Below are 212 nucleotides of genomic sequence, written 5' to 3' on the forward strand. Positions count from 1 at the left end.
TACTGTAATGGTCTAATCAAACAGGACACTTTGTTAGAGATATAATGAGCAACGCTAACGAGGTGAAAATGCGAAGAAAAACGTTTACCCATGAGTTCAAGCAGGAATGTGTCAATTTGGTTCTGCAGCATAAGTACCCGGTGACCCAGGCTGCTGAAACGATGAATATAGGCCTTTCAACATTACAACGCTGGTTGCGCCAATATCGCGGT

The 212-nt window shown here is 43.4% G+C and carries 1 protein-coding gene; it reads left to right on the plus strand.

Going from position 1 to position 212, the window contains the following annotated elements:
• Positions 1 to 68: 68 nt before the first annotated feature.
• On the plus strand, positions 69 to 212 hold a 144-nt coding region (locus ACLBVC_RS24830; protein WP_410151817.1), incomplete at its 3' end, for a transposase.

Source organism: Rahnella selenatireducens (assembly GCF_046449555.1).
Classification (GTDB): Bacteria; Pseudomonadota; Gammaproteobacteria; order Enterobacterales; family Enterobacteriaceae; genus Rahnella; species Rahnella selenatireducens.